A 25,516-nucleotide genomic window follows, 5' to 3' on the forward strand; every position below is an offset into this window, starting at 1 on the left:
GGTCATCCCGCGCCCGCTTTCAAGGCCGCATTGATGGTTTTCCACTGCCGGGCGGCGCCGGCGATGAAGAGCAGCAGCAGGACGCCGGTGGCGATCTGGAGGGCGGGCGCGTCGGGGCTGGACAAGAGGGGATGGCCCAAGGGCAGCCGGGTGGAGGTTTCCGTGACGGCCGGAATCCAATGGAACAGGAAGGTGGCGGACAAGCCGACGGCGGACGCATGGGCGGCCTTGCCGCCGAAGAGGCCCTTGAACTCCGCCAGCAGCGCCAGCAGCAGGACGACCAGCGTGATGAGGGCCAAGGCGTGCGGCTTGCCGAAGCCGCCGTGCTGAAAAATGCCCAGGGCGGTGACGCAGCTGATCACGGTGCCGATCACATAAGCCTGGCCCAGGCGATTGCGCGGGCTGATCCTGCCGTCGCGCCACAGCGCGATGGCGCCGAAAGCGACCGCCAGCAGGCTGATGGCGGTATGAAAGATCCCCAGCGGGGTGAGTCCATATAGCATTTGGATCTCCTTGCTCATAAAGGCTTGGATGCGGCCGGGCCGGAGTCTTGCCGGCCCAGGCTTTGCTGCCACAGCACTATCACTATAAGACCTATGGCCATCACGCATTCCAGCCGGAAGAAGTCCAGACAGGACAGCAATTGCGATTGCTGCGTCAGCTGTCCCGCCAGCACGGCCATTCTTTGTTTGGCGCTCAGCTCCGGCAAGGCTTGCTGCAATTGGTCCAGCGCGGCGTTGAACGCCGGGTTGAGCACGCTGAAGCCCTCGGACAGGCGCTGGTAGTGCAAGGCGTTGCGCGCTTGCAGAAACACTGTACTGGCGGCCACCCCCATGGACAGCGACAGCTGACGGACGATGTTCTTGGTCTGGTAGGCGCGGGCGAAGTCGGGCTGATCGATATGGCTGAAGGTGGCCTGCGCCACCGCCATGATGAACAGGGACATGAAGCCGCCGTTGCAGATCAGGATGCTTACGATCAGGCTGGCCGGCGCGTTTTGATTGAGGCCGGACATCAGCACGCCGTAGAGCAGCAGCAGGCAGCAGGCCGCCGCCATCATGGCGCGCACGCCGCGCGCCCGGCGCTTGAGCAATAAGAAGGCGTAGAGCGTGGAAAACAGGATACCGGCGACAAAGCTCACCGACAGCAAGCGCCCGGTCGTCGGCAGATCAAAGCCCAGCGCCTGCTGCGCCATCACCGGCAGGATGTAGCTGTTGGCGGAAACCAGCAGATAGCAGCAGCTGTAAAAGCCCAGGCCGGCCAGGTAGCGCAGCTGGAGCAGGGCTTTCTTGCGCAGCGGGCGCCGCCGGCGGTGGTATTGCCAGCCCCAGCCGGCCAACAAGGCCAGCGCGAGGATGGCCAGCAGCCATTCGGGCCGGGAGAAGAAATCGTAGGGCAGCTGTTGAATCAGCCATTGCAGCGCCAGCACGCCGACAATCATGCACAGGAAGGCGCGCGCGCCCTGGGTGTGCGGATGGGCCGGCTCCGCCCGCTGGCTCAGCAGCCGGGTGGCCGGCCAGGCCAGCGCCAGCGCCGGCAGCATGGCGAAGAAAATCCAGCGCCAGTCCTGGCGGCTGATCAGTTCTGCGCCCAGCAGCGGGCCGCAGGCGGAGCCCAGCATCAGCGCATAGCCGAAACAGAGCAGGCCCAGCATCTTGCTCTTGTCTGTCAGCGCGTTCACTTCCACCCGCGCCGCGGTGAAGAAAGCCGCCCCGCCCAGGCCTTGCAGCGCCCGCCCCAGTATCAGCTGGCTGGGGCCATTGGCGAAACCGCAGGTCAGCGCGCCGACGCCGAACACGATGATGGACAGGCGGATATAACGCCGCATGCCCAGGCGGCGGCTCAGCCATTCGTGCTGCAACAGCACCAGAACGGCGGCGCTGGCGTAAGCCATGGCCGCATAGCTGAACTCCTCCGGCGCGGCGCCCACGCCGCCCATCACCTGGCTGGAGGCGAAGTTGAGCAGGCCGTTCTGGAAGAACTCCAGACAGGCGATCAGCATGATGGAAATCAGATACCAGGGCGTGGCTTGCGTGCGTTCGGCGTTCATGGGCTCGGGACTCGGGAGGGTATCCCCATTATCGGAGCCGGCTATAATTCAATGAAATCGATTGTTTACATGGTATTTATCGAAATGACTGATATAGACGCGGTCTGGCTGCGCCGCCTGGATCTCAACAATATGGTGGCCTTGCACACGCTGCTGAGCACGCGCAGCGTCAGCCAGAGCGCGCGGCTGCTGTGCCTGGGGCAGCCGGCGGTCAGCCATCTGCTCAAGCAGCTGCGGGAGCAGTTGCAGGACGCCTTGTTGTACCGGCACGGCCAGCGCATGATGCCCACCCCGTTCGCCGAAGCCTTGCTGCCTGAATTGGAAGCCTGGCTGGGCGCCGGCGAGCGCCTGTTCCGGCAGCGGCCCGTGGACCTGGAAACAGTGGAAAGAACGGTGCGGCTGGCCTTGCCGGACGCGCTGGAAGCCGCCTTGCTGCCCGGCTTGCTCGGGGCCTGCCGCGAGCGGGCGCCGGGCCTGAGCGTGGATGTGGCGGCCTTGTCCGCCGCTCAGGCGCTGGCGGCGCTGGAGTCGGCGCAGATTGATTACGCCGTCGGCTACTTTCCCTTCCCCACGCCCCGGCTGGAACGCCAGACCCTGCTGCGCAGCGGCTTCGCCTGCCTCTATCACCGCGGACAGCTGCAATTGCCGGCCGTGGTGGGCGCGGAGGAAGTGGCGGCCTGGCCGCATGTCTACACCTCTTACATCGGCGAAGCGCTCAGCCTGATAGACCATTACCTGCAACTGCGCGGCTTGCAGCGCCGCGTCCTGGCGCGCGCCGCCAGCCTGCTGGCCATCCCGCCGATACTGGCGGCGGTGCCGGCGGTGGCGGTGCTGCCCTCCGTGGTCTGCGCCATCGTCGGCCGGCATCAGGCGGGCATGGCGCGCGCGCAGATAGACGAGCCGAGCTTGCGGATCGATGTGGAGTTGTTATGGCATCCCAGGGTGAACGACGATCCGGTGCATCAATTCGTGAGGACCGAGCTGGCCGGGCTGTGCACGGGCGGCCGGATCGCGCCGGACGGCGCTGAGGGGGAGGACATGGCGTAAAAAAACCGCGCCGTTGCCGGTCGCGGCTTGTTTGATCTGCGGCGCTTGCTGCTTTGCGAGCAGAGGTGGCGCCCCGACAGGGATTGAATTGAATTTATAATATTCTGATTTTTATGGGATATATATTTTGACTATTTTGTTGGTGCCCCCGTTTGTGCCCCCAGTTGATAGTATTACTATGGGAGTTAGACCACTCATGGCGCTATACGGCAGCTAGACGTTTACTTGAGCCAATCATTGGCCTAGAACTCGTTACTGGTCAGTTTAATGATAATGATATAATTGATTGGGGTGACATTGATAATGTGATAGAGGCAGTGAAGCGCCTAATGTTTAAACTAGCCTAGATAATCAGGCAATAGGAAGGTTGACTTGGACAAATAGTCTAGATGCGCCGATTCCATATAGACACATAAAAGATTGCCATCTCCGACAGACTATGTTGGCTCCGGGGGCGAAGATCACATTCGCAGCTGAGTGATCGATATAACCGATCCAGCTAAGTTAAAATATTTGACATTTAGGCTAGTAGATGATGGCTCTTGTGTCCGCTAGCAAACTCCGAACTGCAAAATGGCCCGTCAGTGATTTACTCGGCTATTGATGGGTGACCAACCCTACTTTCGTGGCCAATCTCTTGGAGTGAGTGTTATTCAGGCTCCAAGATGGAGTGAAGATAAAAATATTTACATGTGCGAATGGATACGATAGGGCTGTTTGTTGCTTTATACTTTAGGTTATTTGACTTGTAGTGTGATAGTTTCTGGATCTAGATGGATGTTGTGTTGCTTTGTATGAGCAATATTAATAAATTAGGTGTGAGTGGTCAAAATATTGGTTATTGTTTTAGGTGGTGGTGGGATTAGCCTTTGATTTCATGTTTTTAGATTTTTTCATCTTTTGAAATTGGTATGCGGCGGATCGCACGCCATTTTACATTGACGTCTGAAAGTGTTTTTTCACGCCACTCTTTGTCTGCAAGAAAAGGAGAAATCAGCTGGTCCGTGAGAAGCCTTCTATAGCTTACCATAGTTGCCAGTAAAGCGATTTCCTTACGTAAAACTGGTATATTTTCCTTTAGAATTCCACTTGGATCATTAGCAAATGATTCAAAAGCTGCGTCGACAAGGTCTACAGGAATTTCACGACAAGAAAGTATTTCTTCCGCAATATTGGAAAGTGGATCAGGTGGAAATAGGCATTTTCCACCTTCGTACATTTTTAGAAAATGCTCTCCGATATATTGGTCATGGTGAAATAGCAGCATGTCGACATCTGGCCATCCCTCAAATGAATGACCGAGGGGAAGTTCAGTCACCCACGCACACTGCTCACTTGGTCGCGGTAATTGTTGAGGGCCAAGTGGAATGTAGCGACCGAAAGGGGTTTTAAATGAGTTGAGTTTAACTCGGTAAATAATGCCTGTGCCTGTATTGACAGGTTCCCAGCCATTCTTGGTCTTGCGGCAGGTTGCAAAAAATGCACTGACATTGAAGTCATCAGAGAGATCAAGATATCCAGTCGGAATTTCATAGTGTTGTGCGAGTGCAATTGGATCCAAATCCAAATTGTGACGCGCAGCATTGTGTGAAATTGGGTGGTGTTCAAGTTCGCGAGAAAACCACCATGATTGAGCTAATCGAAAAATTATCTTTGCTTGGTCAGAGATGGAGCAGTTCCATATCTCTCTGATTTCAGTCGATTGTAAACCTCTCGCAATTAAAGGGAGCATCGGAGTATGGCGGGTATTCTGCCCTCTATATAGATAAGAAACAGCAAAAGGGAATGCTCCCCAGGTTTTTTCTTCAGTATAGCCATACCAGCTACCCTCACGGCGTACTCTGTGATCTTCATAGTTCTTCGAGATTTCCAATAGTGTCGAGGCAGAGACTATTTTCATTTTGGCTTGTCCTATAAATGCTGCCTGTAAGTCTTTGTTATAGATCAATTCTAAAGCCCATTTTTTTGTGGCTGACTAGAGCCTCTCTCAAAAAAACTAATACGCTTTATCGTATTTTTTGGTAATGGCTCAAGCCTGTCTCAATCTGTAAAAGGTCAGGCTGGGGATGTTGGTCTAGCAGTGTTTGCGCCACATCATATCCAAAATGGGTGTAGGCCAAATCAGGGGAAGAATGCAGGTAGTGGGCGGTGTATTCTGTCAGGCTGGGATGGTGCAGAAAGCTCAGCGGCTGTTTGTGGTCGAGTTCATCCCATACCGAGCGGGCGTAGTGCATGGCAATGACCCGCTGGGCCGCCTGGGTGCGTTCGGCCAGCGGCAAGCTGGCGTCTTGCAGTTGCACCCTGGCGGCGGTCTTCTCGGCTTCGCGTTCGGGGTAGGTGGGCAGGCTGATGCCTGGGTGCAGCGCTTCGAACAGCATTCGTTGTAGCGATAGGCCCTTTACCAAGGTTTGGTCGGCCTGGCGCTTGGGGTCGTAGTCGATGCCGGTCATCGGGTCCGGCGTCTCGCCGCTTAAGGTCAGATTCTTGGCCCTATACTTGACGGTGTTTGCCAACAGCTCTTGTAGCTTCTCGTCGCCCAAGTTGTTGGGCCATTCTTCCCCGATCAGCGCTTTCGCGCGGTCCAGTTGTTCGCGGGTGTAGTGGGTCTTCGCCATGCGATGTCCTTGTATCTAGGCTGGCACAATTCACCTTAAATGATATGCCGATTGATTTTAAACCGCGCTTCTTTTTTCTTACGTATGTAGCAAAAACCGCTGCCAACGCTGCCAACACTGCCAACTCGTCTGTAAGTTGCTGATTGGTATGGGTTTAGTTGTTGGCAGTGGCGACTAAAGCACTGCCAACTGGCTGGGGTGAACTGCCAACTGGGCGGGATGGGGTGGATGAACTGCCAATTGACTGCCAACACTGCCAACTCACTGCCAACAGATAAATCTATATAAATCAGTCTATTGGAGAGGTGTTGGCAGCGTTGGCAGTGTTGGCAGTGGGTTTGGCCTCACGTGAGAAACTTTGCGCTTACTCTTCCGTTTCGCTGTCGTGTGGATGCAACTGCATGCGGTAGACCTGGCCCACGCCTTTGCCGCCATGCACGGTCCAACCGGCGCGACCCTTGGGCCGTTGCAGCATCCCCGCCCGGTACAGCACTTCGCAGGCATGCCGCACTTCATAGCCGGCGATGACTTCGCCCTTGAACGCGCCCGGCGTCACTAGAAACACCGCTTCGCCTTCCAGCGTGTAGCGCTTGTAGCCCATCAGGTTGGGCACCAGCGGGTCGCTGTCATTCATCGGCAGCAGTACGAAGCGGGCGTACTGGCTGGCCTGCAATACGGCGGCAGCCTGGTCGATCAGACGCGCGTCGTCGCGGTCTTCGATGCCGAAAGCCTGCATCCAGCGCTGCCAGGTGGTTTCCACGCCTTGAATCGCCTGTTCCACCGTCCAGCCGGTCAGGCCGGCATGGCTGGCCATCTCGGCGGCCGCCGACAGGATGGCGAATTTGCGGGTGGCGCGGCGCACAGTCGGAGCGGCCCCCTCCGGCACGGCTGCCAGCATGCGCTGTTGCGACTGCTCCACCCACTGCACCGCCGCCGCCCGGTTATCCTGCAGCCAGGCGACGAAGGCGCGGCCGACGGTGCCGTAATGGCTGCGCGCATGCCGGGTCAGCTCGTCGGCGAAGACTTCGCCATTGCTGCGGCCGTGGATGTGGTCGAAGGCGCGATAGGAGCCAGTATCGGCCGGGATGTCGAGCAGGCGGATTTCCTGCCCGCCGCGTGGCGTCTGGCCGCCTTCGGTCAGGTACTGGCTCATCGCCACTTCGCCAGTCGAAATCATGGTCAGCTTCCACGAACGGGCGGCGCGGTTGCCGCCTTCCTTCGCGCCTTGCAGCTTGGACACGCCGTTCAGCATGCTGTAAATGGCCGGGCCGATCTTGCGCGCGTCGCCGGAACCGACTTCATCCAGATAGATCATCATGTCGTTGCTGGCTTCGGCCTCATTGGTCAGCCCTAGCGCGGTGCCGGACCAGGTGTGCAAGGTGCGCTGCGGGTCGCCCCAGATGCTGGCGGCGGTATCGGCGCAGGTGCTCTTGCCGGACGAGGAATTGGTGTACAGATGCAGGCCGATGCCGTCCCGCGCCCCGCACAAGGCCAGCAGCGGGCCGGCCAGCGCGCACGCAATGGTCGTCATCGCCAGCGGGTTGCCCAGCGCCAGCGCGCCGACGGTGCTTTGCCAATCGGCCAGGCTGCCGGCCGGATGGTAGGCGCTGGCGTCCTTGGGGCGGCCGTTGAAATGCATCTTGCGGTTGGGGCGGCCGATGATGTCGCCGTTCGGCAGCACAAACGCGCCATGTTGCCAGCCGGACATATTGACGATGTCGTGCCACTCGGTGGAGCCTTCGCGCTGCAGCCAGTGGGCCAGACGCGCCTGGCCGCCGCGGTCGGTGGTCAGCGTTAGGCCGCCTTTACGCAGCAGCGCCCAGCCGGCGCGCTCGCCAATGTCGGCGCTGGGCAAGGCGGTGGTCATGACTTCGCCATTGCCCTGGCGCTGCCATTTGACGATGCGGTGATGGTTGCCATCCGCATCCGTCCCGCAGCCCAGCAGCTCCATCTTGTCGCTGAGCCATTCCGGTGGCTGCTCCAACAGCTCGCCGGTATCGCGGTCGCGTTTGACGGCGATGTAATGCACGCCGTCGCGGTTCACGTCATAACGCGGGCCAATGGCCAGCGCCGGGGCCTTCGCGGCCATCGCCAAAGCCTGCTTGTCAGCGCTGCCCATGGGATTCTCCTTGTTCGTTCAACACATCTAGCCAATCGCTGTCCGGCTGCTCGGGTATTAGCAGATGGACTTGTCGGCCATCATCCTGCATCCGCCGCGCCAAGCGCCGGGCGGCGTTCTGGCCGGCCTGGTTGGCGTCGTTGTCGGCCATCACAAACAGATCGGTGACTTCATCCGGCAACACCGCATGCGACAGTCCCCAGGCCGACAGCGCCGCCCAGCACGGCAGCCCGCTGGCCTCACACACCGCCAGCGCGGTTTCGATGCCCTCGGCCAGTGCCAGCCGGCCGTCTGTGGGCGGATACAGCCGAACGGCTGCGCCGGACAGATCGCCGGAACGGCCCAAGGCCAGTTTCTTGGCCGGCAGCGCTTCGCCGCTGACGGGGTGGAGTAGTGCGGCCTTGTGGCCGTCAAAGGTCAGCCAGGTGCGATGCAAGCCCACGTTGATACCCTGTGGCGATGTCACCAGCGCCAGCATCGCCGGGAAGTGGCCCAGCCGCTGCGGCCGGCCGTGCAGCGTGATCCAGTAGGCCAAGGCCGGGTGATAGCGCAGCGAGCGGGGGTAAGTGGTCAGGCTCAAGCCTCGGCGCATCAGATAGCGGCCGACCGGGTCATCAGCTTTTACTGGCCGCGCCGCGCGCCACAGCTGCGCCAGGCGCTCGCGTTGGTCGCGTCGTGGATGCGTGGTCGCAGGGGCGGCCGCCACGCGCGCCGGCTCCTCCTTCGCCCCGTTCAAGACCTGGGCGACGGCCTGCGCCGCGTGGAAGAAGTCACCGCCTAGCCAATGCTGCGCCAAGACAAAGCCGTCGCCGCCCAGGCTGTCCAGGGCGCGGCAGACAAAACGGCCGCTGCCCTTGTCGATCCACTCGAAACGATCGCTGCCGCCGCAGGCCGGGCAAGGCTGATTGCGGCGCTTGGTAAAGACCTCGGCCGGAATGCCCAGGGCCATCAGGATGTCCGGCCAGCGGTCGCGGGCCTGCTGGCGCAATTGCGCGAGATCGAGCCTCATCGTTGGGCCTCCTCATCGATGACGCCAGACAAGCCGGGGGCGTCTCGCCCGGTACGCGGGAGAGGGATTCTTGCGGTCATGGTCTGGTCCTTAGAGCAGTTGGCCGATGTCGGCGCTGGCGTCGATGACTTGTTGCTGCAGCGGCGCCAGCAGCCCGGCCAGGCGTTGCGCCGGCAGTGACTGGTTCTCGGCGCAGTCCAGCAACTCGACCAGGCCCTGCAGGCCGTCGCCGGTGCGCGTCAGGCGAGAGACGCCGGCGCTGACGGTGTGTTCGATGCGGCGGCACAGGCTGGCCAGTTGGCTCAGCGGCTCGCGTAGCTCGGCATGTTCGGGGGTGTCGGCCAGCTGCTGCAGCTGGGCCAGTTGGTGATGGACGGCGGACAGGATCAGGGCGTTCATGCCAGCACCTCCACGGCGAAACCGGCGGCGGTGCGATGAATCAAGGCGCGTTGACCCTGGGCGACCAGCAAGGCGGCGAGCGCACGGGCTTCGGCTTCGTTGGGCAGCGTGGAAACGGGACGGGTGGTGCGTGGAAATAGGGCGCGGAAAGCGCGCAGGGTGATGCTAGGCATGGAGGCCTCCTTCGTAAGCGTTACGCTTGCCATCCCGACGCCAATCGGGGGTGGCAGGCACAGGGCGGGATTGGCGTACCGATACGAAGGAACCGGCGCGTGCATGCACGCTCCCACCGAGGCCCGCCATAGAAGAAGACGCACCAAGGGTGTGTGACGGACGTAAAAAATGCCGCAATAGGCGGCCATCCGCCTTCGTAATCGGGACGCCAATCCCGGTCGCTGTTTTAGATGCGACGTAAAGATGGTGCAGCAATCGAGCGGGCTTGTCAATTCGCTGGCGGGGGTGGGGAATAGGGTTCGCGCATTTCATCGGGGTGGATATTTCTAAAGCGTGGAGCAGAGTCATTGGGAATGGGGCCGGGTTTTAGCGGGCATATCAATAAAGCCGCCATTCAATATTAAATAAGTGAATTAAATCCATTTCAGCCGACGATATTCAAGGTCAATTTCAGGGAGGGATACATGGCCCGCCGGCCGGCGAGCCATGGCGCTTAGCCTAGGGCGCGATGACGCAGGCGGCCGGGCGTCACGATCAGCGCTTGCCGAGGCGAGGGCGACAGGCCCGGCAAGGGGCGCAGCCGCTCCGGCGGAATCCGCGCGCCGCCGTGGATGGGCTGGGCCAGGGTGATCGGCTCGCCCTCCAGCGTCTTGTACTGGTGGCAGCAGTCATCGTTGCTGCAGTTGTAGTAATTCTCCTTGGTCGCGGCGCTGAGCATGCGGCTGGTCCGCACCCGCGACACCGCGCCGCATAAGGGGCAAGGGAAGGCCATGATGCAGTCTCCTCAGTCAACGATTTCAACGGCGTCAATCAACACGCAGGCGGCGAGGTTTTCGACGACGTAGGCGTCGTGGCTGGCATGGTAGAACTCCACCCGGTTCAGCGACGGCTCCTCATGGTAGTGGTAGCGGCTGGCGTGTTGATTGAAGTACAGCGACAGGTTGTCCAGCCGGGTAATCAAGATGCTGTCGCCGGGGAAGAAGGCGGCGCTGGCGGCCTGCAGCCCGCCCAGGCGCTGTTTGTGAAACACCAGGTCGTCCTGGGGATTCGCGTCGCAGACCGCATCCGGCAGCAAGTCCGCGCCCACCAGGACCACCAGGCCGGGATCATCGCGCCACGCCGGGGCCAGCCGCTGCTTGAGCGCATAGCGCACCAGGCGATGCAGCGAGCGGAAACGTTCGCTCTCGCCGATACGGGCGCCCTCGATCCAGTGTTGCGGCGCTTGTTCGCGGATCTGCTGCAGCCAGCCGATATTGACGTCTTCCAACAGTGGGTGGCTGGCCCGGTTCGAGTTCGGCGCGCGCTGCAGACCGTGGAAGCCGATCATGATGCGGTCCAGCAGGATACGGCGTTCTAGCGCCTGCCGCGCGCGGGCTTCAAAGCCGGCCGGGGTCTGGCTCTCGCTCCACCAGGCGTTCAGCGTGTCGTAACTGAAGGCGGCGTCGAAGTTGGTTTGCTGGCAGTGGTATTGCGCCGGCCGCCAGGTCTTGCCGGCCGGCTGGCGTTCATGGCGCTGGGTGTCGACGGTGGCGGCCAAGGTGCCGGCGAGATCGAAGTGTTTGGCCTGCCCGCGGATGTCGGAGACGCCGAGCAGATTAATCGCGGACAGCAGCCGGCTGCGGGCCTTCAGCGCGTTGAGGCGGGCTTGCGCCGCTTGGGGCGTGGGGGTGGCGAACAGGCTGTCCTGGGCGCGGTACTGCTCCAACTCATGGTAATAGCGGTCGATGAACTGGTTCAGCGCGTGGCGGGTGGGGTTCTGCATGTCTCGTCTCGGTTAGCGGTTGATCAGGGCTTGGTACTGCGCGTCGCGCTGGGCTTGGTATCGCTGTCGGGCAATCACGTTGTGTTGCTGTAGCGGCGGGGTGGCCAGCGGCGGCAGCGGCTGGTTCAAGCGGGCGAGCAGGTCGTCCGGGGCCGCCGGGGCGGCGTTGCACAGCGTCTGCTGCAGCGCGCCGGGCTTGAGCACGGCATGGACTTGCTCTTCCTCGCGGTGCCAGTCTGCGCTGCCGAACACACGCTCGATGCAGGCCGGCGGCGCTTGGGTCAGCAGCAGCGTCAGCACCGGCAGTTGCTCGCCCCATTGGGGCAGGTGATCGTCGAGCACCGCGTCCCAGTACTGGCGCTGGAGCGCGTCGCGCGCCTCGGCCAGCGCCTTGCGCTGCTCGAACAGCGCTTCATGCTGGATTTCGGCTTGAATCTTCTCTTCCTCGGCAATCTTCAGCGTTTCCTCGGCCAAGGCCAGATTGGCGATTTCCTTGTGCTTCAGCTCGCGCACCGCCTTGGTGGGGATGCCCAGGCCTTGGCGCATCGCCTGGCGGCAATCCTTGCGTGCCTGCTCGGCCTCCATGCGCAGCGCGGCGGCGGTGTGCTCGCGGCGGGTGGTCTGGCTGGTCAACTGCTGCCAGGCGTCGAGTGCGTGTTCAAAAGCGGTCTGGCGTTCGGCCAGCTCGGCCACGGCCGCGGCGAGACGGGTTTGGGTGGTGGGGTTCTGGATATGCATGGTCTGAGTCCGGGAAGTTGTGGGGTTAGGCGCGGCGGGCCGCGATGCGTCCCGCCATCCAGCTCTCGATTTCAGAGGACAGCCAGGCCACGCTCTTGCCGCCCAGCGGCACCGGTGCCGGGAAACGGCCCTGCTTGATGGCGTCGTACACCGACGAGCGGGACAGGCCGCAAGTGGCGATGACTTCCGGCAAGCGCAGAAAGCGCAGCGGTTGAGAGGAGGGCGAAGCGGCAACAGCGGTCATGAAGCGTCCTTGTTGGTGGAGGTGGATATCAGTGGATGGCATCGGATACGCCGATCAGCGAACGCAGTATTTCAGAAATGACAAACCGGGTTTGGGGGTTGGGTTGTGCCGCGCTCCCACACAACAAAAAAATTTGAAATGCCAAAAAAACGCGGATTTTGCTATTGACGACGGGCGGGAAAACAAGGACGCGGGCGCAAAATGGCCCACCATGGAACGGCATCGGACGGCGGTGGACGTGCTAGGACGCACTCAGCGGCAAGGAAACGGGGGGCGGCAGGAAAACGCGAAGAGGGGATGGTCAGCGAACAGGGCGACTGCATGCATAGCGTGCATGAAAACGCATGAATCCGGGCAGGGGGACAAGGGCGCGCCAGGCCATACGGCAAGGGCCTGGCACGGGTTCATGCAGCTGCATGATTAGCGGCCTATGAAGTGCGGGGGCGAGGCGGGGCTTCGATAGCGCGCGCTGGGGAATGGATACATGATTGAGCTGGAGGTACTATTCTTTCGAAAACTTTTTAGTCATCAAGCATTTTTTCATATGTGTATTGGCAGTAACTACAAAGGCCAGCGTTGTCTTGTTCATCAATTGATAGGTCCGCTCCACACCTTTCACACTCTGAGTAGTCTAATTCTTGCTCACAAGCTACACAGCAGCCTTCCATATGAATGAATGTTTTTTTTCCGCAGTTAGGGCATTGTTCATATAAATAATCGCCACCGTCCTTAATCGATATATATTCTTCTACAGCAAGATGCTCCTCAATGCACTCCTCGATTACATCAGAGAATTGAAATTCATGGCTGCATGATTTGCATGTCAAATGTATGTCCGGATATTCATCATCTTGGTCGGGTGCTTGGATTAGGGCTGATTTGCATTTGGGGCAGCGTAAATGTTTGATGGAGTTTTCTACTGATTCGTATCTCCAATTAATTTTTCCAATGGACTCTTCGCAGTCTCTGACTTCTGCTTCATATACATCACTCACTGTAAGTAGTGTTTCCCAACATTCTTGACCAATAAGCTCTGCTGGGTTTTCTTGCAGCTCTGTATGTAGGAAGTCGCGTATTAGTAAAAATGATTTGGCAATAATTTCTCGGATGGCATCTGCCGTTTTTTCGGTGTAGTAATGTTCTAGGTCATTTCTCACCTTGTTTATATCGTCAAACCTTCTCCAGTCGGTGCTTACGTTTAAGTTTGAAAATCGCTCTTTAATATTTTGGACGTCAACGGTTTTGTGCCCTTTCCCTTGAAATATGATATCCCCATTTTCGTTGGTTGTTGGGTGGATGTTTTGCTTTATCAAGAGCTCTTTGTCGTATTCGGGTGATAGGCGGCAAAGTTTCTCTTTGTAAAGTAATAGTAAGCCGGCAAATATATTACGAACGGCGGAGACACTTCTGCGTGCATCTGTATCTTCATAGTCCTCAACGCCGATCTGAATAGATTCAATTGCATTTCTTAAAATTGACATGGTAGGTCCTTGTTTTTTGATTTGTGATGTTCTGCTGTCTGGCTTATTAGAAAATTAGCCCACCACTGCATCATCTTTTTGCGCTCTTCCATATATTCTGCGCGATTGTAAGCTGCTCGCACCTTGTTTGTTTCTAGATGAGATAGCTGGCGCTCAATCGCATCAGGATTGAAGCCTTCTTCGTTTAGGATGGTAGATGCTGTAGAACGGAAACCGTGGACATCGGCTTTGCCCCTGAAGCCCATGCTGTGAAGAGCGCGGCGCAAGGTTTCCGGGGACATGTGGCGGCGTGGACTGTTGCGGTTGGGGAAGATGTGTTCGCGGCCGCCGCTGATGGCATGGAGTTGGCGCAGCACGTCCAAGGCTTTCGTGGAAAGTGGGACGAGGTGCGGTGGGGCCGTTTTCTTGGATTTCTCCGGCAGCTTGCGATGTTCCGGCGGGATGGTCCACAGCGCCTTGTCGAAGTCGATCTCCTCCCATCGGGCCATGGCCATTTCTCCGACGCGGGTGAAGGTCAGTAGCATGAGCTTCATCATTAACCTAGTTTGCACGCTCCCGTCATATTTCTCCAGCGCTTCGAGGAAAGCGGGGATGTCCTCGCGCATCAGAGCTTTGCGAGGGGTGGATTGCTGGCTCTTGAGGGCATCGGTTAGCTGCGCAGCCGGGTCGCTGTCGCAGCGGCCGGTCAGGATGGCCAGGCGGAAGACGGCTGAGCAGCGTTGTCGCAGGCGTTTGGTGGTGTCGATGTTGCCGGCGCTTTCCACCTTGCGCAGCACCTCCAGCAATTCAAGAGGGCGGATGTCGTTGATGGGTCTGTCGCCGATGTAGGGGAAAATGTGGGCCCTCATGGCTGACAGAACGCGCTCACTGTGGGCGGCGGACCATTCGTGGCTTTCTCTTTCATGCCACTCCAGCGCGATGGCTTCAAACGTGTTGGCCGTCGCGGCCTGCTTCAGTATCTTTACCAGCTTGCGCTGCTCGCCTGGGTCTTCGCCATTGGCCAGCAGCCGGCGGGCATCGTCTCGTTTCTGACGTGCCTCTTTCAGCGTGGTCTCTGGGTAGACGCCCAGGGCCAGGCGCTTTTCCTTGGCGTTGAAGCGGTACTTCAGCCGCCAGTATTTGGAGCCGTTGGGCATGACTTCCAGGTACATGCCTTTTTCGTCGGACAGGCGAAGCGGCTTGCCGTCCTCTCTCGGTTTGGCCGTCTTGCAGGCAGTATCGGTCAGGGGCATGGGCAGGGTCTCGGGTGCATTTGGGGGCATCGAAATGTGCCCCCTTTAGTGGTTCCCCCAAGTATGCCCCCATGTGCCCCCGGCTTTCAATGGATCTGTTTGGACGATTCTGGACGTAAAAAAACCCGCAAATCCTTATTTGGCGCGGGTTTTTGGACTTTCTCGGACTGCTTTGGAAGTGTAAGTGGCGCCCCCGACAGGAATCGAACCTGTAACTGCCCCTTAGGAGGGGGCCGTTATATCCATTTAACTACGGAGACGCTGTGAAAAGCTTGGCTTAGGCGCTGCGGTCCACCGACAGGCGGGCCAATTCCACCAAGGCCTGACGGGTGTCCGATTCCGGAATCGGCGCCAGCGCGGCCACGGCCTGTTCGGCCACCTTGACCGCTTCCGCCCGGGCGTAGTCCAGCGCGCCGCAGGATTGTACCGCAGCCAGCACGTCCTGGAAACGATCGCGGCTGGCGTGTTCCAGCGCGTCGCGCACGGTGGCGGAGGCTTCCGGGCCGCCGTTGCGCATGGTGTAGATCAAGGGCAGGGTCGGCTTGCCTTCGGCCAGATCGTCGCCCAGGCTCTTGCCTATGGTGTCGGCGTCGCCGCTGTAATCCAGCACGTCGTCGATGATCTGGAAAGCGGTGCCCAGGTACATGCCGTATTCGGCCATCGCCTGCGCCTGTTCGGCGCTGGCGCCGGCGCTGAGCGCGCCCACGCGGGCGGAGGCTTCAAACAGCTTGGCGGTCTTGTACTTGATCACGCGCAGGTATTCGTCTTCGGTGACGTCGGTGTTGCCGATATTGAGCAGCTGCAGCACCTCGCCCTCGGCGATGATGTTGGTGGCTTCCGCCATCACCGCCAGGATGTCCATATTGCGGGTGGTCACCATCATCTGGAAGGCGCGGGTGTAGAGGAAGTCCCCCACCAGCACGCTGGCGGCGTTGCCGAACAGCGCATTGGCGGTTTCGCGGCCGCGGCGCAGGTCGGATTCGTCCACCACGTCGTCGTGCAGCAAGGTGGCGGTGTGGATGAATTCGATCATCGCCGCCAGCTCGTGCAATTGTTCGCCGCCGTGACCCAGCGCGCGGCCGGACAGCAGCGTCAACACCGGGCGCAGGCGTTTGCCGCCGGCGGAAATGATGTATTCCGCTACCTGGCGGATCAGGACGACGTCGGAGTGCAGCCGGGCGCGGATGACGCGGTCTACGGCCTGCATGTCGTCGGCTATCAGTGTACGGAAAAGCGGGGTGGACACGATTTCAACCAGTTATTTGAGATGGGTACGCCAAAGGCTGGAATGTTACCAGAAAAGCCCCTCCAGCCGCCACGGGGCGTACTCCTTAGGACTAAGTCGATGAAATCATTGACAAGTTGACGGGGTGTCCGTATAGTTTCGCGTTCTCCCGCAATAGGCGGCGAGATTTTTATATTCAGGAGCTCATGCGAATGTATGCGGTCATAAAAACCGGCGGCAAGCAGTACAAAGTTGTCGTTGGTGAAAAACTCAAAGTAGAACAGATACCTGCAGACGTCGACAGCCAGATCGTACTTGAAGAAGTGCTGATGATTGCTGACGGTGAACAGGTTGTTGTAGGCGCCCCGATGATTGCCGGCGCCACTGTTAAGGCCACCGTTGTTTCCCACGGTCGTGGCGACAAGATCCGCATCTTCAAGATGCGTCGTCGTAAGCACTACCAGAAACATCAGGGTCATCGTCAAAACTTCACCGAAATCCGCATCGACGCGATTTCGAAGTAAGGATAAACAGTCATGGCACACAAAAAAGCAGGCGGTAGCTCCCGCAACGGTCGTGACTCCGAAGCCAAACGCCTGGGCGTTAAGGTTTACGGCAGCGAACTGATTCCGGCAGGTTCCATTATCGTGCGTCAGCGCGGCACCCGCTTCCACGCAGGTGAAAACGTTGGTCAGGGCAAGGATCACACCTTGTTCGCCAAGGTTGACGGTTACGTTGAATTCACCATTAAAGGTGCAATGAAGCGCAAGATCGTTAATGTGGTTCCGTACACCGGCGTAGACGGCGAATAATTTTTCGCTTTCTAGTGACCGAGAAAGCCCTATCCTGCGATAGGGCTTTTTTCATACCCTGAGGGGCAAGGCGTGAGGGTGGCCGCGAGTCCATCCTGACCCCTGACTCCTCGCAAGACAGAGGTTGAAAACATGAAATTTATCGATGAAGCCCGCATTGAAGTGTTCGCGGGACGCGGCGGCAACGGCGTGGCCAGTTTCCGTCGCGAGAAGTTCGTGCCCTTCGGCGGCCCGGACGGCGGCGACGGCGGCAAGGGCGGCAGCGTGTACGCGGTGGCGGACGAGAACGTCAACACCCTGGTGGAGTTCCGCTTCGTCAAGAAATACCTGGCCGAACACGGCGAGCGCGGCCGCGGCGCCGATTGCTACGGCAAGGGCGGCGACGACATCGACCTGAAAATGCCGGTGGGCACGGTGATCACCGACCACGACACCGGCGAGCTGGTGGCGGACCTGACCCATCACGGCCAGCGCATCATGATTGCGCGCGGCGGCAAGGGCGGCCTGGGCAACATCCATTTCAAATCCTCCACCAACCGCGCGCCGCGTCAGTGCACGCCGGGCGAGCAGGGCGAGCAGCGCACGCTGAAGCTGGAGCTGAAAGTGCTGGCCGATGTGGGCCTGCTGGGCATGCCCAACGCCGGCAAGTCCACCTTCATCCGCGCGGTGTCGGCGGCGCGTCCCAAGGTGGCGGATTATCCGTTCACCACGCTGCACCCCAATCTGGGCGTGGTGCGCATGGACGATACCCGCAGCTTCGTGATCGCCGATATTCCCGGCCTGATCGAAGGCGCGGCGGAAGGCGCCGGCCTGGGCCACCGCTTCCTCAAGCATTTGCAGCGCACCGGCTTGTTGCTGCACGTGGTGGACGTGGCGCCGTTCGATCCCGACGTGGACCCGGTGCGCGAGGCGCGCGCCATCGTCGAGGAACTGAAGAAGTACGACGACGAACTGCACGGCAAGCCGCGCTGGCTGGTGTTGAACAAGGTGGACATGCTGCCGCCGGACGAACGCGAGCTGACGGTGTCCGCCTTCCTCAAGGCCTACGGCTGGCCGGAAGAGCAGCCGGACGACCGTTTCGGCTTCGATCTCAAGGCGCCGCGCGTGTTCAGCATTTCCGCGCTGAACCACGAAGGCACCCGCGAGCTGACCTTCGCCATCATGTCCTATCTGGACGTGGTGCGCGCGGAGCAGCGCAAGCAGGTGGAAGAGGCGCAGCAGCAAGCCGCCGCCGCGCGTCAGACCATGATTACTCCGGATGCGGCGATGCATCAGGACACGACGGAAGAATAAGCGCCTGTTTACGGTCTGCTGGGCGTCGAGAGATGTGACGCGGTGAGTGCGTTTTCGCCTTGTCTCGTTCTAACCCGCTAGACTTTGGGTGGGTTCTTTCATCCAGGCGCCGGCATCCACGGCAAGCAAGAAGGCCAGTCTCGCGACTGGCCTTTTTCATTTCAGTCCGCCGCCGCGGGGGTGACGCCGCGCGTCGCCCACCAGAACAGCAGGGCCAGCAGGCTGACGGCGGCGCCCAGCAAGCATACGGCTTGCCAGCCGGCATGGGCGTAGGCCGCCGTTGCGCCGATGGCGCCCAGCCCGCTGCCAACGGCGTAGAACAGCATGTAAAGGCCCACCAGCCGGCTATGGGCTGCTGGCCGGGCGCGGAAAATCAGGCTCTGGTTGGTGACGTGCAGCGCCTGGCCGCCCAGGTCCAGCAGCACGATGCCGATCAGCAGCGCGCCCAGCGATTGCTGCATCAGCGACAGCGGCCACCAGGCCAGCAGCAATAAAGCCAGCGCCGCCGCGCTGGTGCGCTGGCCATGTCCGCCGTCGGCCCAGCGTCCGGCGCGGGCGGCGGCCAGCGCGCCTATCGCGCCCGCCAGGCCGAAGGCGCCGATGGCGGTGCGGGAGTAGCCGTGGGGCGGCGCGCTCAAAGGCAGGGCCAGCGCGCTCCAGAAGACGTTGAAGGCGGCGAACATCAGCAGCGCCAGCATGCCGCGCGCTTGCAGTGTTTTTTCCCGCCGCAGCAAGTCCAGCATGGAGGCCAGCAGCGCCGGGTAGCGCATCGCGTTCGCGGCGACGGGGAGCGGCGGCAAGCGCCGCCACAGCGGCAGCGCAATCGCCAGCATCAGCCCGGCGGCGGCGAGGTAGACGCCGCGCCAGCCGGCTAGGTCGCTGACGGCGCCGGAGAACGCCCGCGCCAGCAGCAGGCCGATGAAGACGCCGCTTTGCGCCGCGCCGACGACGCGCCCTTGCTCATGCGGCGCGGCGGTGCTGGCCGCGTAGGCGATCAGCCCCTGCGTCATCGCCGTGCCCAGCAGTCCGACCGCGAGCATGCCGGCCAGCAGCGCCGGGGTGGAGCGGGCCATGGCCACCGCCGTCAGCGCGGCGGCCAGCGCCAGCAGTTGCGCCGCCATCAGGCGGCGGCGCTCCAGCAGATCGCCCAGCGGCACCAGCAGCAGCAGGGCCAGCGCGCAGCCTATCTGGGTGGCGGTGATCACGCCGCCCACCGCCGCCTGGCGGATGGAAAAGTCCCGGGCCAGCGCGTCCAGCAGGGGTTGAGCGTAATAGACGTTGGCCACGCTCAGGCCGCTGGCGACGGCGAACAGCCATACCAGGCCGGCGGGCGTGTTCGCTGGCTTGTGTTTCAAGAGTGGCGATGGGGCGTGCCTGGCGTTCATGATCCCGAGTCCGTTCAGTCTGGTTGCAAAATGAAACTGATTGAATGCTAGGGCAGGTAGTTTTAAAATGCAACTGATTGATCCCGCCGCCGCAGAACCCAAGGAGAGCCCATGACGCGCCACAACACCATGAATCAGGAGCCATGTCCGGTGGCGCGCAGCGTCGACGTGATCGGGGATCGCTGGTCCTTGTTGATCGTGCGCGACGCCTTCGACGGCGTGCGCCGCTTCGGCGATTTCCAGCGCGGCCTGGGCATGGCCCGCAACATCCTGTCCGACCGGCTGCGCAAGCTGGTGGACGCCGAGGTGCTCGCCACCCAGGCGGCCTCGGACGGCTCCGCTTACCAGGAGTATGTGTTGACGGCCAAGGGGGAAAGCCTGTTCGCGGTGGTGCTGGCCTTGCGCCAGTGGGGTGAAGGGCATTTGTTCGAGGCGGGCGAAGGCCATTCGCTGTTGATAGACAAGCGGACCGGCCAGCCCGTGCCCTTGATGTCGCCCAGGGACGCGGACGGCGTCGAACTGGCGCCCGAGGCCACCGAGGTGCGCAAGCTGGCCTGAGCCGATCAGCCGAGACAAAGACGGAGCCGCGGTGCAGCCATGCGCTGGGCCGGCGCTTGTCCCTTCCCGCATTCTTCAGGGCTGCGGCCCATTACCCTTCCCGCGTTCTTCCCGGTCCGCCTTGTCCTTGTCTGCCATTTGAACAGCTCCTTCGGCGGGAGGAAGCGGCTTGTTTATATGAAGACTTTTTCATTTGCAGGTACACCCATTCCGATACCAAGCGTTACTTGAGTGGGTGTCTGGATGTTGTATTTTGTCCTCAACAAGCCGCAAATTCGCCCTGGCGCTGAAATACCAAGTCATTAATTTTCCATGACGGCATGACGTAAGCTTAGATAAGAGCGGCGTGGGCGGCGGGCGGCGGAGACGGTATAGACAAATTGCTCTATTTATATAACATGAAGCGCTCAGCCCCCGTGGGGGCGATGCCGGATCAGAGGGCGAAAAGCCCCGTGCGCTTTAACTTGTGAAATGCATATGCCCGGCTGTCGGCTCGGGATTTTCACCGTTGGCTGTAGATGAAGTCTATGAGGAGAAGCAAATGAAGAAAGCATTGGCTGTGATGGCTTTGGGTCTGATGACCGCGTCTATCGGCGCATGGGCCAAGGATTGGAAGGAAGTCCGCTTCGGGGTGGATGCCAGTTACGCGCCGTTTGAATCCAAGGCGCCCAACGGCCAGCTGGTGGGCTTCGACATCGATCTGGGCAATGAAATCTGTAAGCGCCTGAAAGCCAAGTGCGTGTGGGTGGAAAACGATTTCGACGGCATGATCCCGGCTTTGAAAGCCAAGAAGTTCGACGGCGTGCTGTCCTCGATGTCGGTGACCGAAGCCCGGATGAAGGAAATCAGCTTCTCCGCCAAATTGTTCAACACGCCAACCCGCATGGTGGCCAAGACCGGTTCCGGCCTGATGCCGACTCCGGCTTCGCTGAAGGGCAAGCGCGTGGGCGTGGAGCAAGGCACCATCCAGGAAGCCTACGCCAAGAAACACTGGGCGCCGGCCGGCGTGGAAGTGGTGCCTTATCAGAACCAGACCCAAGTGCTGTCCGACCTGGGGGCCGGCCGTCTGGACGCCTCGTTGCAAGACGCGGTGCAGGCGGACGAAGGCTTCCTGAAGAAGCCGGAAGGCAAGGGCTTCGCCTTTGCCGGCAAAGAGCTGGTTGACCCGCAGACCCTGGGCGAAGGCGCCGCCATCGGCTTGCGCAAGGAAGACAAGGAACTGAAGGCTGATATCGACAAGGCTATCGCCGGCATGCTCAAAGACGGCACCTACAAGAAGCTTGAAAAGAAATACTTCAACTTCGACGTTTACGGCAAGTAAACGGCAAGGGCCCGTTCAAGCATGCAAGGTCGCCGCGCGGCAGGCTTTGAACGGGCTCTAAGAGTGTGTTTACGATCTTGCGAGCCAGAGTCCTCATCGCCTAAGGCGTCCACGACGCGCCGCGGATCGTAAACATGTTCTAAGCCGCAAGCCGCCGACAAAACCGCTGCATTGGAACCCGCAGCGCCTCCGTGGCCGGAGTGGGCCATCCGTTTTGTCGGCGGCTCGTCTTTTGCGCAAGTCAGGGCCGGTTCGGCGCGCGCCGCCGCCCTGAAAGGGGAAGAGCATGTTTTTGCATGGATTCGGTTCCATTATCTGGGACGGCACGCTGGTGACGCTGGAGTTGGCGGTGTTGTCATTGTTGCTGGCCTTCCTCATCGGCCTCATCGGGGCCGGGGCCAAGCTGTCCAGCAATCCCTTGCTGAGCGGCGTGTCCACCTTGTACACCACGCTGATTCGCGGCGTGCCGGATCTGGTGCTGATGCTGTTGATTTTTTACAGCCTGCAGATCGGCATCAATCATCTGACCGAATGGCAGGGCATGGAACGGATTGACCTCAATCCCTTCGTGTCCGGCGTGGTGACCCTGGGCTTCATCTACGGCGCTTATTTCACCGAAACGCTGCGCGGCGCCTTCATCTCCGTGCCCAAGGGCCAGCTGGAAGCCGGCACCGCTTACGGCATGAGCCATTGGCAGGTGTTTTCCCGCGTCCAGTTCCCGCAGATGATGCGTTTCGCGCTGCCGGGCATTTCCAATAACTGGCAGGTGATGCTGAAAGCCACCGCCCTGGTGTCCATCATCGGCCTGACCGACGTGGTCAAAGTGTCGATAGACGCCGGCAAGAGCACTTACAAAGTGTTCTTCTTCACCCTGGTGGCCGGGGCGATCTATCTGCTGCTCACCACGGTGTCCAACTTCGTGTTGATGTGGCTGGAACGCCGTTATTCCATGGGCGTGCGGGAGGCCGAGCTATGATAGACATCATTCAGCAATACTGGCGTCCCTTCCTGTGGTCGGACGGCTACCATTTGTCCGGCCTCGCCGTCACCATGTGGCTGCTGGTGCTGTCCATCGCCTTCGGCTTCATCGTGTCCATCCCGCTGGCGGTGGCGCGGGTGTCCAAGGTCAAATGGCTGGCGCGCAGCGTCTGGTTCTACACCTATGTGTTCCGCGGCACGCCGCTCTACGTGCAGCTGCTGTTCTTCTACACCGGCATGTACAGCCTGGACGTGGTGCGGGAAGTGGGCTTTCTCAACCACTTTTTCCGGGAAGGCTACAACTGCACCATCCTGGCGTTCGCGCTCAACACCTGCGCTTATACCACCGAGATCTTCGCCGGCGCGATCAAGGCCACCCCTTACGGCGAAATCGAGGCCGGGCGCGCCTACGGCATGAGCAAGTTCACTCTTTACCGAAGAGTGATCATTCCGTCCGCGCTGCGCCGCGCGCTGCCGGCGTACAGCAATGAAGTGATCCTGATGCTGCACGCCACCACCGTGGCCTTCACCGCCACCGTGCCGGACATTCTGAAAGTGGCGCGCGACGTCAACGCCGCCACCTATGACTCCTTCAACGCCTTCGGCCTGGCCGCCTTGATCTATCTGGGCGTCACCTTCATCCTGGTGGGGCTGTTCCGCAAGGCCGAGACCAGATGGCTGGCTTATTTGCAGCCGGCGAAAACCTGAGAAACGGACTAGAAGATGGACAAGCTGAATATCCAGAACATCTATAAGAGCTACGGCAGCCACGAAGTGCTCAAGGGCGTTTCGCTGACCGCCAAGGCCGGCGACGTGATCAGCATCATCGGCTCATCCGGCTCCGGCAAAAGCACCTTTCTGCGTTGCATCAACTTCCTGGAAAAACCGAACCAGGGCAGCATCAGCCTCAATGGCGAGCCCATCCGCCTGGCCGCCACCAAGAACGGCGAACTGACGCCGGCGGACCAGAAGCAATTGCAGGGCATGCGCACCAAGCTGGCCATGGTGTTCCAGCACTTCAATCTGTGGGCGCACATGACGGTGCTGGAAAACGTCATCGAGGCGCCGGTGCACGTGCTGGGGATTTCCAAGGAGGAGGCCACCCAGCGCGCGGTCAAATACCTGCGCAAAGTGGGCCTGGACGAGCGCGCGCAGGACAAGTACCCGGCGCATCTGTCCGGCGGCCAGCAACAGCGGGTGGCGATTGCGCGCGCGCTGGCGATGGAGCCGGAAGTGATGCTGTTCGACGAACCCACCTCGGCGCTGGACCCGGAGCTGGTGGGCGAGGTGCTGAAAGTGATGCAGGCCTTGGCCGAGGAAGGCCGCACCATGATCGTGGTCACTCACGAGATGGGCTTTGCCCGCAATGTGTCCAATCACGTGATGTTCCTGCACCAGGGACGGGTGGAGGAGGAGGGCTGCCCGGACGAGGTGTTCGGCAACACCAAGAGCGAGCGCTTGAAGGCCTTCCTGTCGGGCAGCCTGAAGTAAGCCTGGCCCGGCCCCGCTGAAGAAAGTGCAAACCCGCCGGCGCGCGATGGCCGGCGGGTTTGGCTTTTGTGGATAAGTTTGAGTTTGGCCGTTGGCTGTGGATAAGCGGGTTTATTGGGGATGATCGGCGCGGAACAGCGTCCATTCCTCCACCGTGCGGCCGTCCGGCAGCTGGCACAGCGCGTACTCATTGCCCTGGGCGTCTTTTTGCGGCAACAGCTTGCCGCCCTTTTCCCCGCAATACACGGAGGCCGGATTGGCCATGCCCACCGCGGGGCGCTCCGGCGGCTTGGTCTGGCTGCAGGCGCTCAGGCCCAAGAGCGCGGCGGCGCATATCAAGATTCTCATGCGGTTTTCCTTTCAGTATCAGGCCGACAACAGCTTGCCGGATTTGAAGGCCTCGCGGCTGGCCACCTTGGCCAGCGACAGGCCGGTGGTGGTGTAGGTGCGGGCGCTGGTGGCGTACAACATGCCGGGGCGGTTGGCGCGGATCTCGCTGCAGCGGTCGCCTATCGGGTCTATCACCTCGGCCAGCAGTTCGCCGCTGGCCACCTCGCTGCCCGGTTGGGCGTGGTAGACCACCACGCCGGCGTGCGGCGCGTACAGGTTTTCCGAGCCGGCCAGCGGCGTGGCCGGGAAGGGCAGTTCCGGCTGCGGCGGCGCGGCTTCGGCGATCACGCCGCGGTGGCGCAGGAAGTTGAGGATGCCTTCCGCGTCCCGGCGCGCGTAATCGTGATGGACGTCGATTTCGCCGCGCAGTTCCACCGTCACCGCCAGGCAGGCCATGTCGATCTGGACGTCCAGGCCCTCGGCCGCCGCCAGGTCGCGCAGCTGCCACCATAGCTGGCCGCAGGCTTCGTCGAAGGGATGGTCGCCGGAATCGGTGGCCAGCAAGGTGGCGCAAGCGCCCAGGTAGCGCGACAGCGGCTCGCACTGCTCCCACAGCGGGGTGCCGGTGTACAGGTGCAGGCCGGCGCGGCAGTCGCAATGCAGATCCAGCACCACGTCGGCGTCGAAAGCCAGCTTCATCAGCGTGTGGCGCAGCGATTGCAGCTCGCTGTCGGCGCGCAGCGCGCCCAATTGCTGGCGCGCCTCCGCGCGGATCAAGGCGGTGTTGGCCTTGCCGTCGCGGCCCAGCTGCGCTTTCACCGCTTCGAAAATGGGCTCGGACAGCACCGGGTAATAGCGGTTGAAGTTCTGACCGCTTTGCAGGTCGAAACGCCCCAGCGGCTTCTCGCTCTGGTTCTGGTTCAGGCCTATGGGGTTGGCCACCGGCACCAGGATCACCTCGCCGCGCAGCAGTCCGGCGGCGTCCAGCCGCTGCAAGCCTTGCTTCAAATGCCAGGCGGTCAGCATGCCGGGCAGCTCGTCGGCGTGCAGGCTGGCCTGGATATAGATTTTCTGGCCGCTTTGCGGCACGCCGAAATGGAAGCTGGTCAGGTCGCGCTGGCTGCCCAGGCTGGGCGACAGCAAGGGCTGGCGGTGGGTGTACATGGGTTCTCCTCTTGCGGTGTGCGGCTCTGTCGTCGAATCTTATGCCAAACCGGCCCGGGCAAGATAGGGCCGCCGAGCGGACATGCGTT

The 25,516-nt window shown here is 60.9% G+C and carries 27 protein-coding genes and 1 tRNA gene; 9 read left to right on the forward strand and 19 right to left on the reverse strand.

Features of this window, described 5'->3' with window-relative positions:
* Positions 1-2: 2 nt before the first annotated feature.
* Positions 3-503, reverse strand: a complete 501-nt coding sequence (locus tag ACODRW_RS00060; RefSeq protein WP_488904896.1) for a hypothetical protein — start codon at positions 501-503, stop codon at positions 3-5.
* A gap of 14 nt (positions 504-517) precedes the next feature.
* Positions 518-2,050: an MFS transporter gene (locus tag ACODRW_RS00065; RefSeq protein ID WP_488904897.1), complete on the reverse strand. Its 1,533-nt coding sequence runs from the start codon at positions 2,048-2,050 to the stop codon at positions 518-520.
* Between the two features lie 84 nt (positions 2,051-2,134).
* Between ACODRW_RS00065 and ACODRW_RS00070 the strand changes: the two genes are divergently transcribed.
* On the forward strand, positions 2,135-3,097 hold the full coding sequence (locus tag ACODRW_RS00070) for a LysR family transcriptional regulator (RefSeq protein ID WP_488904898.1): 963 nt from the start codon (positions 2,135-2,137) through the stop codon (positions 3,095-3,097).
* An 883-nt stretch (positions 3,098-3,980) separates the two neighbouring features.
* Here the strand turns inward: ACODRW_RS00070 and ACODRW_RS00075 are convergent.
* From ACODRW_RS00075 to ispB, 14 genes are all read right to left on the reverse strand, one after another.
* Positions 3,981-4,997: an FRG domain-containing protein gene (locus tag ACODRW_RS00075; RefSeq protein ID WP_488904899.1), complete on the reverse strand. Its 1,017-nt coding sequence runs from the start codon at positions 4,995-4,997 to the stop codon at positions 3,981-3,983.
* Between the two features lie 106 nt (positions 4,998-5,103).
* Positions 5,104-5,712 (reverse strand): hypothetical protein, encoded by a 609-nt coding sequence (locus ACODRW_RS00080; RefSeq protein WP_488904900.1) that lies wholly within the window; start codon positions 5,710-5,712, stop codon positions 5,104-5,106.
* Between the two features lie 364 nt (positions 5,713-6,076).
* A complete protein-coding gene (locus tag ACODRW_RS00085) occupies positions 6,077-7,831 on the reverse strand; it encodes a DUF927 domain-containing protein (protein ID WP_488904901.1) in 1,755 nt (584 codons plus the stop codon).
* Positions 7,818-8,840, reverse strand: a complete 1,023-nt coding sequence (locus ACODRW_RS00090; RefSeq protein WP_488904902.1) for a DUF7146 domain-containing protein — start codon at positions 8,838-8,840, stop codon at positions 7,818-7,820. The genes ACODRW_RS00085 and ACODRW_RS00090 overlap by 14 nt, the downstream gene beginning before the upstream one ends.
* A gap of 90 nt (positions 8,841-8,930) precedes the next feature.
* A complete protein-coding gene (locus tag ACODRW_RS00095) occupies positions 8,931-9,239 on the reverse strand; it encodes a DUF1484 family protein (RefSeq protein ID WP_488904903.1) in 309 nt (102 codons plus the stop codon).
* Positions 9,236-9,412 carry a hypothetical protein gene (locus ACODRW_RS00100; protein WP_162897132.1) on the reverse strand — a complete coding sequence of 59 codons (177 nt, stop codon included), beginning with the start codon at positions 9,410-9,412 and terminating at the stop codon, positions 9,236-9,238. The genes ACODRW_RS00095 and ACODRW_RS00100 overlap by 4 nt, the downstream gene beginning before the upstream one ends.
* Positions 9,413-9,906: 494 nt before the next feature.
* Positions 9,907-10,185, reverse strand: a complete 279-nt coding sequence (locus tag ACODRW_RS00105) for an Ogr/Delta-like zinc finger protein (protein WP_488904904.1) — start codon at positions 10,183-10,185, stop codon at positions 9,907-9,909.
* Between the two features lie 12 nt (positions 10,186-10,197).
* Positions 10,198-11,175 carry a P2 family phage major capsid protein gene (locus ACODRW_RS00110; RefSeq protein ID WP_488904905.1) on the reverse strand — a complete coding sequence of 326 codons (978 nt, stop codon included), beginning with the start codon at positions 11,173-11,175 and terminating at the stop codon, positions 10,198-10,200.
* A 12-nt stretch (positions 11,176-11,187) separates the two neighbouring features.
* Entirely contained in the window at positions 11,188-11,913 is a 726-nt protein-coding gene (locus ACODRW_RS00115) for a hypothetical protein (protein ID WP_488904906.1), read from the reverse strand.
* Between the two features lie 25 nt (positions 11,914-11,938).
* Positions 11,939-12,157 carry a helix-turn-helix transcriptional regulator gene (locus tag ACODRW_RS00120; protein ID WP_081557029.1) on the reverse strand — a complete coding sequence of 73 codons (219 nt, stop codon included), beginning with the start codon at positions 12,155-12,157 and terminating at the stop codon, positions 11,939-11,941.
* 521 nt (positions 12,158-12,678) lie between these two features.
* On the reverse strand, positions 12,679-13,638 hold the full coding sequence (locus ACODRW_RS00125; RefSeq protein ID WP_488904907.1) for a hypothetical protein: 960 nt from the start codon (positions 13,636-13,638) through the stop codon (positions 12,679-12,681).
* Complete coding sequence (locus ACODRW_RS00130; RefSeq protein ID WP_488904908.1) at positions 13,626-14,870, reverse strand: tyrosine-type recombinase/integrase; 1,245 nt, start codon at positions 14,868-14,870, stop codon at positions 13,626-13,628. The genes ACODRW_RS00125 and ACODRW_RS00130 overlap by 13 nt, the downstream gene beginning before the upstream one ends.
* Positions 14,871-15,055: 185 nt before the next feature.
* A tRNA-Arg gene (locus ACODRW_RS00135) sits at positions 15,056-15,130 on the reverse strand.
* A gap of 17 nt (positions 15,131-15,147) precedes the next feature.
* Entirely contained in the window at positions 15,148-16,077 is a 930-nt protein-coding gene (gene ispB / locus ACODRW_RS00140; protein ID WP_199226037.1) for an octaprenyl diphosphate synthase, read from the reverse strand.
* 230 nt (positions 16,078-16,307) lie between these two features.
* Here ispB and rplU point away from each other — a divergent pair, with 230 nt between their 5' ends.
* From rplU to obgE, 3 genes are all read left to right on the forward strand, one after another.
* Complete coding sequence (gene rplU / locus ACODRW_RS00145) at positions 16,308-16,619, forward strand: 50S ribosomal protein L21 (protein ID WP_039753142.1); 312 nt, start codon at positions 16,308-16,310, stop codon at positions 16,617-16,619.
* Between the two features lie 12 nt (positions 16,620-16,631).
* Positions 16,632-16,907 (forward strand): 50S ribosomal protein L27, encoded by a 276-nt coding sequence (gene rpmA / locus ACODRW_RS00150; RefSeq protein ID WP_019099926.1) that lies wholly within the window; start codon positions 16,632-16,634, stop codon positions 16,905-16,907.
* Positions 16,908-17,039: 132 nt separating this feature from the next.
* Positions 17,040-18,200, forward strand: coding sequence for a GTPase ObgE (gene obgE, locus ACODRW_RS00155; RefSeq protein ID WP_107800692.1), 1,161 nt, complete (start codon positions 17,040-17,042; stop codon positions 18,198-18,200).
* A 161-nt stretch (positions 18,201-18,361) separates the two neighbouring features.
* Here the strand turns inward: obgE and ACODRW_RS00160 are convergent, their stop codons facing one another.
* A complete protein-coding gene (locus ACODRW_RS00160) occupies positions 18,362-19,585 on the reverse strand; it encodes an MFS transporter (RefSeq protein WP_488904909.1) in 1,224 nt (407 codons plus the stop codon).
* A 111-nt stretch (positions 19,586-19,696) separates the two neighbouring features.
* On the opposite strand from ACODRW_RS00160, the gene ACODRW_RS00165 reads away from it, so the two are divergent.
* The 5 genes from ACODRW_RS00165 to ACODRW_RS00185 all read left to right on the forward strand — a co-directional run bounded on the left by ACODRW_RS00165 (position 19,697) and on the right by ACODRW_RS00185 (position 23,933).
* Complete coding sequence (locus ACODRW_RS00165) at positions 19,697-20,143, forward strand: winged helix-turn-helix transcriptional regulator (RefSeq protein WP_227105092.1); 447 nt, start codon at positions 19,697-19,699, stop codon at positions 20,141-20,143.
* A 541-nt stretch (positions 20,144-20,684) separates the two neighbouring features.
* Positions 20,685-21,464, forward strand: coding sequence for an ABC transporter substrate-binding protein (locus tag ACODRW_RS00170; protein ID WP_107800689.1), 780 nt, complete (start codon positions 20,685-20,687; stop codon positions 21,462-21,464).
* Positions 21,465-21,750: 286 nt separating this feature from the next.
* Positions 21,751-22,440 carry an ABC transporter permease gene (locus ACODRW_RS00175; protein WP_107800688.1) on the forward strand — a complete coding sequence of 230 codons (690 nt, stop codon included), beginning with the start codon at positions 21,751-21,753 and terminating at the stop codon, positions 22,438-22,440.
* Complete coding sequence (locus tag ACODRW_RS00180; RefSeq protein ID WP_107800687.1) at positions 22,437-23,150, forward strand: ABC transporter permease; 714 nt, start codon at positions 22,437-22,439, stop codon at positions 23,148-23,150. Before ACODRW_RS00175 ends, ACODRW_RS00180 begins: the two co-directional genes overlap by 4 nt.
* Before the next feature lie 15 nt (positions 23,151-23,165).
* Positions 23,166-23,933 carry an ABC transporter ATP-binding protein gene (locus ACODRW_RS00185; RefSeq protein WP_107800686.1) on the forward strand — a complete coding sequence of 256 codons (768 nt, stop codon included), beginning with the start codon at positions 23,166-23,168 and terminating at the stop codon, positions 23,931-23,933.
* Positions 23,934-24,044: 111 nt separating this feature from the next.
* Here the strand turns inward: ACODRW_RS00185 and ACODRW_RS00190 are convergent, their stop codons facing one another.
* Complete coding sequence (locus ACODRW_RS00190; RefSeq protein ID WP_166453390.1) at positions 24,045-24,281, reverse strand: putative hemolysin; 237 nt, start codon at positions 24,279-24,281, stop codon at positions 24,045-24,047.
* A gap of 18 nt (positions 24,282-24,299) precedes the next feature.
* Positions 24,300-25,427 (reverse strand): succinylglutamate desuccinylase/aspartoacylase family protein, encoded by a 1,128-nt coding sequence (locus ACODRW_RS00195; protein WP_107800684.1) that lies wholly within the window; start codon positions 25,425-25,427, stop codon positions 24,300-24,302.
* Between the last annotated feature and the right edge of the window lie 89 nt (positions 25,428-25,516).

It is taken from the genome of Chromobacterium sp. FG89 (genome assembly GCF_057808735.1).